This window comes from Paenirhizobium naphthalenivorans (genome assembly GCF_007992095.1).
GTDB classification, from domain to species: Bacteria; Pseudomonadota; Alphaproteobacteria; order Rhizobiales; family Rhizobiaceae; genus Allorhizobium; species Allorhizobium naphthalenivorans.
Genome location: NZ_BJZP01000009.1, coordinates 150,150 through 158,564 on the forward strand (window position 1 = coordinate 150,150; position 8,415 = coordinate 158,564).

The window sequence follows — 8,415 nt, forward strand, 5'->3', positions numbered from 1 at the left end:
ATGACCTCTCTCGACGTCACCCGTACCGATGCCGTGGCGCCGATCAGGAAGCCGTGGCTCTCGCCGACCAACAAGCGGCGTCTGGAGAACTTCCGGGCCAACAAGCGCGGTTACTGGTCGTTCTGGCTGTTCATGGTTCTCTTCGTGCTGTCGCTGTTTGCCGAGTTCATCGCCAACGACCGTCCGTTGATTGCCTCCTACAAGGGCGAGATCCTCTTTCCCGTCGTCGTCGACTATCCGGAGGAGAAGTTTGGCGGCTTCCTGGCGGTCACCGACTATCGCTCGCCCTTCGTTATGGACGAGATCAACGCCAATGGCTGGATGCTCTGGCCGCCGATCCGCTACTCCTACCGCACGGTCAATTCCGAAATCCCCCATTCGGCTCCGACCGCGCCCTTCTGGCTGATGGACAACGAAGAGCGATGCGCCGCCTATCCGCTGAAGACCGAGGATCCGAACTGCGTTGTCGGCAACCTCAACTGGCTCGGCACCGACGATCAAGCGCGAGATGTCGCCGCACGGATGATTTACGGCTTCCGCATATCGGTGTTGTTCGGCCTGATCCTGACCCTTTTCTCGGCGATTATCGGCGTGAGCGCCGGCGCCATTCAGGGTTATTTTGGCGGCTGGACTGATCTGCTGATGCAGCGCTTCATCGAGATTTGGTCGTCAATGCCCGTGCTCTACATCCTGCTGATCATCGCCGCCATCCTGCCGCCCGGCTTCTTCGTTCTGCTCGGAATTATGCTTCTGTTCTCTTGGGTCAGTTTTGTCGGCATCGTCCGGGCCGAATTCCTGCGGGCCCGAAACTTTGAATATGTGAATGCCGCCCGCGCGCTCGGCGTCGGCAGCTGGACCATCATGTTGCGCCACCTTTTGCCCAATGCCATGGTCGCGACGCTGACCTTCCTGCCCTTCATCCTCTCGGGCTCGATTACCACGCTGACCTCCCTCGATTTCCTTGGCTTCGGCATGCCGCCTGGCTCGCCATCGCTCGGCGAGTTGATCGCCCAGGGCAAGCGCAATCTTCAGGCACCCTGGCTCGGCCTCACCGCCTTTTTCACCATGTCGATCATGCTTTCACTCCTGATCTTCGTCGGCGAGGCGGTGCGCGATGCCTTCGATCCGAGGAAGACATTCAGATGACTGCGCCCCTTCTTTCCGTCCGCGGCCTTTCGGTCGTCTTCCACCAGGGGGATCAGGAAACGCTCGCTGTCGATCGGGTGTCCTTCGACATCGCGCCCGGCGAGGTCGTGGCGCTGGTCGGCGAATCCGGCTCCGGAAAATCGGTATCCGCCGCCTCCATCCTGAAGCTCCTGCCCTATCCGTCCGCGAGCCATCCCTCGGGTGAGGTCCTGTTCGAGGGCCGCGACCTGATGACCGCGTCGGAAGCCGAGCTGCGCGCTGTGCGTGGCGATGACATCACCATGATCTTTCAGGAGCCGATGACCTCGCTCAATCCGCTTCACAACATCGAGAAGCAGATCGGTGAGATCCTGGAGCTGCATCAGGCAATCACCGGCGAGGTGGCGCGCGTGCGCACGCTGGAGCTCCTGCGCCAGGTTGGCATCCGCGATCCGGAAAAGCGTCTTTCTGCCTATCCGCACGAGTTGTCCGGCGGCCAGCGGCAGCGTGTCATGATCGCCATGGCGTTGGCCAACCGGCCAAAACTTCTGGTCGCCGACGAGCCGACCACCGCGCTCGACGTGACGGTGCAGGCGCAGATCCTCGACCTGCTGCGTCAGCTCAAGGCCGATCATGGCATGTCCATGCTGTTTATCACTCATGATCTCGGCATCGTGCGTAAGTTCGCCGACAAGGTCTGTGTGATGACCAAGGGCAATATTGTCGAAAGCGGTCTGGTCGAGGACATTTTCACCAAACCGCAGCACGACTACACCAAGAAGCTCCTGGCCTCCGAGCCCCGCGGCGAACCGCCGGCCCTTGATGAGACCAAGCCGGTCGTCATGCAGGGTGACGACATCCGCGTGTGGTTCCCGATCAAAGCCGGCTTCCTGCGCAAGGTGGTCGATCATGTGAAGGCGGTCGACGGTGTCGATATGGTCCTGCGCGCCGGCCAGACGCTCGGCGTCGTGGGCGAATCCGGTTCGGGCAAGACGACGCTCGGTCTGGCGCTTGCCCGTCTCATCTCCTCCAGCGGCCGGATCAGCTTCATCGGCCAAGACATCGACAAATACTCCTTCGCCGAGATGCGGCCTCTGCGCGATCGCCTGCAGATCGTCTTCCAGGACCCATTCGGATCGTTAAGCCCGCGCATGTCGGTCGGCGAAATAATCGCCGAGGGACTGAAGGTGCATGAGCGCACGTTGTCGGCCGCCGAACGAGATTCCCGTGTCTGCTGGGCGTTGGATGAGGTCGGCCTCGATACCGCGACCCGCTGGCGCTACCCGCATGAATTTTCCGGTGGCCAGCGCCAGCGCATCGCCATTGCCCGCGCCATGGTGCTGAAGCCCCGCTTCGTCATGCTTGACGAACCGACTTCGGCGCTCGACATGACCGTCCAGGCCCAGGTCGTCGATCTCCTGCGCGACCTGCAGAGGAAACACGACCTCGCCTATCTTTTCATCAGCCACGACCTGCGGGTGGTCAAGGCGCTCGCCAACGAGGTGATCGTCATGCGCGCTGGCAAAGTAGTGGAGCAGGGCCCTGCCGCCGAGATCTTCCGTGCACCGAAGGCCGACTATACCCGTGCGCTGATGGCCGCAGCCTTCAACCTTGAAGCCGTCGAGATCGGCGGCATCAGTCAATAATGGATCTGTCACCATGCCTGACCGGAATGCAGTCGTCATCGACCTGAAATTCGTGCGCCAAAGCGTAATCGCAGCCCTGAAGGGCGCCTTTGCTGGTCGCACTGTCATTGACATGGCCGAGCCACAGAATGCTGGCCGGGACCTGTCCGGCGTGTCCTATGCCGTCGTCTGGAAGCCCGATCCGTCTCTGTTCGAGCGCGCTCGCGATCTGCGGGTGATCTTCTCCGGCGGTGCAGGCGTCGATCACATCCTCTCGGCTTACGATCTGCCGGACCTGCCGGTCGTCCGTTTCGTCGACCGCAGCTTGACCGACCGCATGAGTGAATGGGTCGTGCTGCAATGCCTGAGCCACCTGCGCGGTGTGCTGCCCTATGCTCGCCAGCAGCGCAACCATGTCTGGGACGAGGTCTCGCCCCAGCCGGAAGCCCGCGACGTGACAGTCGGCGTTATGGGCCTCGGTGTGCTGGGCCAGGACGCGGCCGCCAAGCTCAAAATGATGGGCTTTGATGTTGTCGGCTGGTCGCGTCGCAAGAAGCGGATCGACGGCGTCGAGACCTTCGATGCCGCCGGACTGGACGCTTTCCTCGCCCGCACAGACATCCTGGTCGGCCTCTTGCCGCTGACGCCTGAGACACACGGGCTTTACAATGCCTCGCTCTTCGCCAGGCTTCGCCAGGGGCGCGCGCTCGGCAAGCCGGTCTTTATCAACGCCGGCCGTGGCGGCAGTCAGGTTGAGACCGACATCGTTGCCGCACTGGAAAATGGTGTCCTTGGAGCCGCTTCGCTCGACGTCTTCGAATCGGAGCCGCTTCCACCCGAAAGCCCGCTCTGGGCCTTGGACAATGTTATCATCACGCCCCATGCCGCTGCCTCCTCCGATGTTGGCTCGCTTTTCCGTCATGTCGAAGGCCAGATCGCCCGGTTTGAATCGGGTCAGCCGCTTGAACATGTCGTGGATGCCGCGGCGGGCTATTGACGCAGCCTATGGGCCTACGCTTCGGAAAAATCGCGCGCTGCCTCCGTTTGATCTAAGACAGCGGCACTGCGGTGCCGCGTTTCAGAACCAGAGGGAGACGTCCGATGAACAGCAGAGTTGACCTGTCTGACAGCGCTAAGCGCCGCATGCGTTCATGGACTTTGACTCCGACCGAGGCCCGTCAGGGTTTTGCAGACGCCGGTCCAGCAGCAATTGGCCCCTATGGACTTTGCAGGGTGGATTTCCGATAAGTAACGCGGAAGCGGCAGGGGCGAATCTCGGCCGACGACGGCCCCACCGGCCGAGACCTGCAGGGCGGTCCCCCAATGACCAAGACTGACATAGCGACTCGAGTTTTCAACCACAGCTGGAAGCTCGATCCGATTATCCGCAGCCTGATTGATACTGATTTCTACAAGCTGCTGATGCTACAGATGATCTGGAAGCTCTACCCGGATGTTGACGCGACCTTCACCCTGATCAATCGGACCACGAGCGTGCGTCTCGCCGAGGAGATCGACGAGGGGGAACTGCGGGAGCAGCTCGATTTCGCCCGTTCCCTGCGCCTTACCAAGAAGGAAGGTATCTGGTTGGCCGGCAATACGTTCTACGGCACCAAGCAGATATTCGAGCCGGAGTTTCTCGCTTGGCTCGCCAACTTCCAGCTGCCCGAATACGAGTTGTCCAAGAAGGATGGCCAGTTCGTCCTCAACTTTCACGGCAAGTGGAAGGAAACGACGATGTGGGAAATCCCGGCCCTTGCCATCATCAACGAGTTGCGCTCGCGCACGGTGTCCAGGAACATGGGCCTTTTCACTCTCGACGTGCTCTATGCCCGCGCCAAGGCCAAAATGTGGGCCAAGGTCGAGCGACTGCGCGAATTGCCCGGCCTCAGGATCTCCGATTTCGGCACCCGTCGCCGGCACAGCTTCCTCTGGCAGCGCTGGTGCGTCGAGGCACTGAAGGAAGGCATCGGTCCGGGTTTCACCGGTACCAGCAATGTATTGCTTGCCATGGATTCCGATCTGGAGGCCGTCGGCACCAACGCTCACGAACTGCCCATGGTTACCGCCGCTCTCGCCCAGACCGATGCGGAACTGCTCGCCGCAAACTATAACGTCATGCGTGACTGGAACCGCCTCTATGGCGGCAATCTTCTTATAGTGCTCCCCGACACCTACGGAACCGCCGCCTTTTTGCGCAATGCGCCGGAGTGGGTTGCGGACTGGACGGGCTTTCGTCCCGACAGCGCCCCACCGATCGAGGGCGGCGAGAAGATTGTCGAATGGTGGCAGAAGATGGGGCGCGACCCCCGGAAGAAACTGCTGATCTTTTCCGACGGTCTCGATGTTAATGCTATCATTGATACCTATCGTCATTTCGAGGGTCGGGTGCGCATGAGCTTTGGCTGGGGCACCAACCTGACCAATGATTTCGCTGGCTGCGCGCCGCGCGAGATCGAGGGGCTGAAACCCATTTCGCTGGTCTGCAAGGTCAGCGAGGCCAATGGCCATCCGGCCGTCAAGCTTTCCGATAACCCGAGAAAGGCAACCGGCGATCCGGCCGAGGTCGAACGCTATCTGAAATTCTTCGGTGCCGAAGACCGTATCGAACAGGCCGTTCTCGTCTGATCGTTCGATCGTTGCGGCGGGTCCCTTGCGATCCGCGCGGCCGTCTGTAAGCTGGCCTTCTAAGAGCTGCCGTTCGGCCCGGGGAGGGGCGGAGCGCCAGTGGGACGCTCGCCCTGGGAGGAAAAGCATCATGGATATGAATGGCAGCGAACGGATCGAAGCACCGGTAGAGGCGGTTTGGCGGGCCCTGAACGATCCGGATGTATTGCGTCAGGCAATACCCGGCTGCGAAAGCCTGGATAAGACGTCCGACACTAGTATGACCGCCAAGGTGGTTTTGAAGGTCGGTCCGATCAAGGCGAAGTTCGAGGGTTCCGTCGAACTGCAGAATCTTAATCCGCCACATTCCTACACGATTGCGGGTGAGGGCAAGGGTGGGCTTGCCGGTTTCGCCAAGGGTGGCGCCGACGTTTCTCTTGCCGCCGACGGTCCCAATGCGACGATCCTCACCTACACGGTCAAGGCCGAGGTCGGCGGCAAGATTGCCCAGCTGGGAAGCCGGCTGATCGATTCGACTTCTAAGAAGCTGGCCGGTCAGTTCTTCGCCAAATTCGGCGAGATCGTCGCCGGAGATGGAGCAGGTGGGGAGCCGCAAACCGCCTGACCCCCCCTCGTCCGGCATGGGCCGAGCCGGGCATCACAGCCCGGCGCAAGCCTGCTGGCGTTAAACAGTCCCGAACGATGCAGACTGAATCGGCACCATGAGGGGACTGATAGAATGACGAATGAACCGGATCAATTCTTCGAGCGACAGGACGCCGCGATCCAGATGCTCCTGGTTGAGAACAAGGGCGATGAACTGACGGATATTCTCGTCGCCGCACTTGCCGAGGCTTTCAACCTGCTGCGCGGCGAATCGCCCGAAACCACCGTCCACTGATCTGTTTTCGACCGCCCGGTCGGTGCTAGGCGTCGGCAAGCCGCAGAACCGCGCGTCCGCTGGTGACATCGCTCACCAGCATGCAGGCCCTTTCCGCGCCTTCGGCGGGCAGGGCTAGGCTCAGGATCGCGCCGGTCGCGGTGAATTCCTCGCCGAGGATGATCAGGTCGGGCAGGGCTGAGAGCCTTGCCTTGAGCACGGCAAGGTCGGAAAAAACGGCGACAATCTCGCCCTCGACCCTTGCAATGATCTCGACTTTGGTCGCCGCCCGGAGACACATCGCCGCCGTGCCGCCATAGGCCCGCACGAGACCGCCGCTGCCGAGGAGAATGCCGCCGAAGAAGCGCGTCACCACAACCGCGACACCATCCAGCGCCTGGCCGTCGATGGCCTGCAGGATCGGCTTGCCGGCGGTCCCACTCGGCTCTCCATCATCGCTGAAGCGATAGGCTTGGCCGACGCGCCAGGCCCAGCAATTGTGATTGGCCGACGCATCGTTGATGGCGGCGAGGAAGGCCTTGGCCTCATCCTCGCTCGCGACCGGCGCCGCACGCGCGATGAACCGGCTCTTCTTGATGTCCTGGGAAAATGTCTCGGTGTGCTCGAGGGTGAACATGGCGGTCTCCTGTCGTCCTCATAGCGCGCCGTCGCCGCCGCGACCAGCGTTGCCGGAGACGAAAAACAAAGGCCTCACCCGCCGGCCGCCCTTCATCGAGGAGGTTCGCTGGAGAAAGGTGCTGGTCCGCTTACGCACCCTGATAATGGGCGACTAGGGATCGGTTTTGTCGAGGAAATGGAGAATATGGCGGGCCGTGCAGGTCAGACACACCATGACCTATATGCCCATCGCGGACCTGGTCGCATAGGCGACAATGATCAGCGTCACGAGGACAAGACCGACTATCACCGGCGCGGGAAACGATAGTCCGTCCAAGGTTTCCGAATTCGTTGCCTCGTGCCGGGCAAGCGTGATCGCCACCACGACCAAGGCCCCGCCGAGGCCGGTACCGAGCCATTCGAGTGTGGCCAAAAGAAGCGACATAGGGTTGGGCGTCACCGGGAAAACACGGATGAGGTCGAGCAGATAAACGCAGACAAAGGCGAGACCGGCAAGCGCCGACAAGCCATATCCTTTGCCGTTGCGTGCGAGGACAAAGGCGAGCACCAAGCTTCCCAGGCCAAGCACGGTCAGGAACACGTTGAATGCGCCGAGCACAATCGCAGGATAAGCGCTGAAATCGCGGGTCTCGACGAACCCTCCAGGCACCATCAGGCTCAGATTGAGGGCCGAAGCGACGAGAAGGGCGACGACGGCGAAACGGGAGATGGTCATGAGTTCAATCCTTCAAGGTGACGTGGCCGAACAGGCCAGCTCGGTGGCTGCATCCATCGGGTGCCAGCATGGCGATCACGAGGCCCACAGCCCTGTGGTTGAGGTCGAGCGCGCGTTGCTCGTCGAGGTCTTGCGTGTTCAGGGCAAACCACTGGTCGATTTGGCGCGCCACGGCGAAGGTCATGTCGGCCAGCAAGGTCAGGGGTAAATCCGAGCGGACGGCATCGATTTGCTGCCCGGTTTCGATCAGCCGCTCGAGGTGGTCGTGCAAGGGGACGAGCAGGTCGGCAATGGCGGTCTGTGCAGCCGCTTCGCGGTAGATGCCACGCCCGAGTTCGGCCAGACGATCATTCCGCTTGAGGATCGTCGTCACTTTGCCGAAGAGCGCGCCCGTCTGACGCCAGTAGCTCACGGCGGAATCCGGGGTTGGCAGGCGCGCGTCGATTAGCCCGGTCAGTTCTGTGATCGCCCGCTCGATCACAGCGCGATAGAGTTCTCCCTTGTCGGCGAAGTAATAGTAGGCTTGGCCCTTGCTGATGCCGGCACGCGTGAGAATCCGGTTCAGTGATGCGCTTTCGAACCCGCGCTCCCTGAACTCCTCTTCTGCCGTATCGAGCCAGGCGGTGCGTTGGCCGTCCGGCAGTTTCCGCAAGCGTTCGCGTGCCTGATGTCGATGGTCCATAAGATGATCCGCAGCTGTATTCACAATGCTCTTGACCTCGATTAGACTGCCGGTCTAATCGGGGTCAAGAGAAAATCAGCACTTCCCGCAAGGGTGATAGCGATGTTGACTTCCACCGAGACGTGGCTCTGACTCACATTTG

Annotated in this window: 9 protein-coding genes; 6 read left to right on the top strand and 3 right to left on the bottom strand. The window is 61.3% G+C overall.

Translation table 11 applies throughout. The features are described 5' to 3' along the window. The 6 genes from RNA01_RS11595 (at window position 1) to RNA01_RS23675 (ending at window position 6,258) form a co-directional block, all read left to right on the top strand. Window positions 1-1,146: an ABC transporter permease gene (locus RNA01_RS11595; protein ID WP_147180360.1), complete on the top strand. Its 1,146-nt coding sequence runs from the start codon at window positions 1-3 to the stop codon at window positions 1,144-1,146. Further along, window positions 1,143-2,771, top strand: coding sequence for an ABC transporter ATP-binding protein (locus RNA01_RS11600; RefSeq protein WP_147180361.1), 1,629 nt, complete (start codon window positions 1,143-1,145; stop codon window positions 2,769-2,771). Before RNA01_RS11595 ends, RNA01_RS11600 begins: the two co-directional genes overlap by 4 nt. A gap of 13 nt (window positions 2,772-2,784) precedes the next feature. Then, a complete protein-coding gene (locus tag RNA01_RS11605) occupies window positions 2,785-3,747 on the top strand; it encodes a 2-hydroxyacid dehydrogenase (RefSeq protein ID WP_147180362.1) in 963 nt (320 codons plus the stop codon). A gap of 326 nt (window positions 3,748-4,073) precedes the next feature. Next, window positions 4,074-5,378 carry a nicotinate phosphoribosyltransferase gene (pncB, locus tag RNA01_RS11610; RefSeq protein WP_147180363.1) on the top strand — a complete coding sequence of 435 codons (1,305 nt, stop codon included), beginning with the start codon at window positions 4,074-4,076 and terminating at the stop codon, window positions 5,376-5,378. Window positions 5,379-5,508: 130 nt separating this feature from the next. Beyond that, complete coding sequence (locus RNA01_RS11615) at window positions 5,509-5,982, top strand: SRPBCC family protein (RefSeq protein ID WP_147180364.1); 474 nt, start codon at window positions 5,509-5,511, stop codon at window positions 5,980-5,982. 114 nt (window positions 5,983-6,096) lie between these two features. After that, window positions 6,097-6,258, top strand: coding sequence for a hypothetical protein (locus RNA01_RS23675; protein ID WP_170253429.1), 162 nt, complete (start codon window positions 6,097-6,099; stop codon window positions 6,256-6,258). 25 nt (window positions 6,259-6,283) lie between these two features. Here RNA01_RS23675 and RNA01_RS11620 read toward each other — a convergent pair whose 3' ends face one another. The 3 genes from RNA01_RS11620 to RNA01_RS11630 all read right to left on the bottom strand — a co-directional run bounded on the left by RNA01_RS11620 (window position 6,284) and on the right by RNA01_RS11630 (window position 8,273). Further along, entirely contained in the window at window positions 6,284-6,874 is a 591-nt protein-coding gene (locus tag RNA01_RS11620; RefSeq protein ID WP_147180365.1) for an IMPACT family protein, read from the bottom strand. Between the two features lie 219 nt (window positions 6,875-7,093). Continuing rightward, window positions 7,094-7,591: a DUF8051 family protein gene (locus tag RNA01_RS11625; RefSeq protein ID WP_147180366.1), complete on the bottom strand. Its 498-nt coding sequence runs from the start codon at window positions 7,589-7,591 to the stop codon at window positions 7,094-7,096. A gap of 4 nt (window positions 7,592-7,595) precedes the next feature. Beyond that, the gene (locus RNA01_RS11630; RefSeq protein ID WP_147180367.1) at window positions 7,596-8,273 is read right to left on the bottom strand and encodes a TetR/AcrR family transcriptional regulator; all 678 of its coding nucleotides are present in this window, start codon (window positions 8,271-8,273) and stop codon (window positions 7,596-7,598) included. Window positions 8,274-8,415 lie beyond the last annotated feature (142 nt).

What these genes read in the sequence shown, in the direction of transcription:
- RNA01_RS11595 (WP_147180360.1), top strand. Translation starts at nt 1, where the DNA reads ATGACCTCTCTCGACGTCACCCGTACCGATGCCGTGGCGCCGATCAGG.
- RNA01_RS11600 (WP_147180361.1), top strand. Translation starts at nt 1,143, where the DNA reads ATGACTGCGCCCCTTCTTTCCGTCCGCGGCCTTTCGGTCGTCTTCCAC.
- RNA01_RS11605 (WP_147180362.1), top strand. Translation starts at nt 2,785, where the DNA reads ATGCCTGACCGGAATGCAGTCGTCATCGACCTGAAATTCGTGCGCCAA.
- pncB (WP_147180363.1), top strand. Translation starts at nt 4,074, where the DNA reads ATGACCAAGACTGACATAGCGACTCGAGTTTTCAACCACAGCTGGAAG.
- RNA01_RS11615 (WP_147180364.1), top strand. Translation starts at nt 5,509, where the DNA reads ATGGATATGAATGGCAGCGAACGGATCGAAGCACCGGTAGAGGCGGTT.
- RNA01_RS23675 (WP_170253429.1), top strand. Translation starts at nt 6,097, where the DNA reads ATGACGAATGAACCGGATCAATTCTTCGAGCGACAGGACGCCGCGATC.
- RNA01_RS11620 (WP_147180365.1), bottom strand. Translation starts at nt 6,874, where the DNA reads ATGTTCACCCTCGAGCACACCGAGACATTTTCCCAGGACATCAAGAAG.
- RNA01_RS11625 (WP_147180366.1), bottom strand. Translation starts at nt 7,591, where the DNA reads ATGACCATCTCCCGTTTCGCCGTCGTCGCCCTTCTCGTCGCTTCGGCC.
- RNA01_RS11630 (WP_147180367.1), bottom strand. Translation starts at nt 8,273, where the DNA reads ATGGACCATCGACATCAGGCACGCGAACGCTTGCGGAAACTGCCGGAC.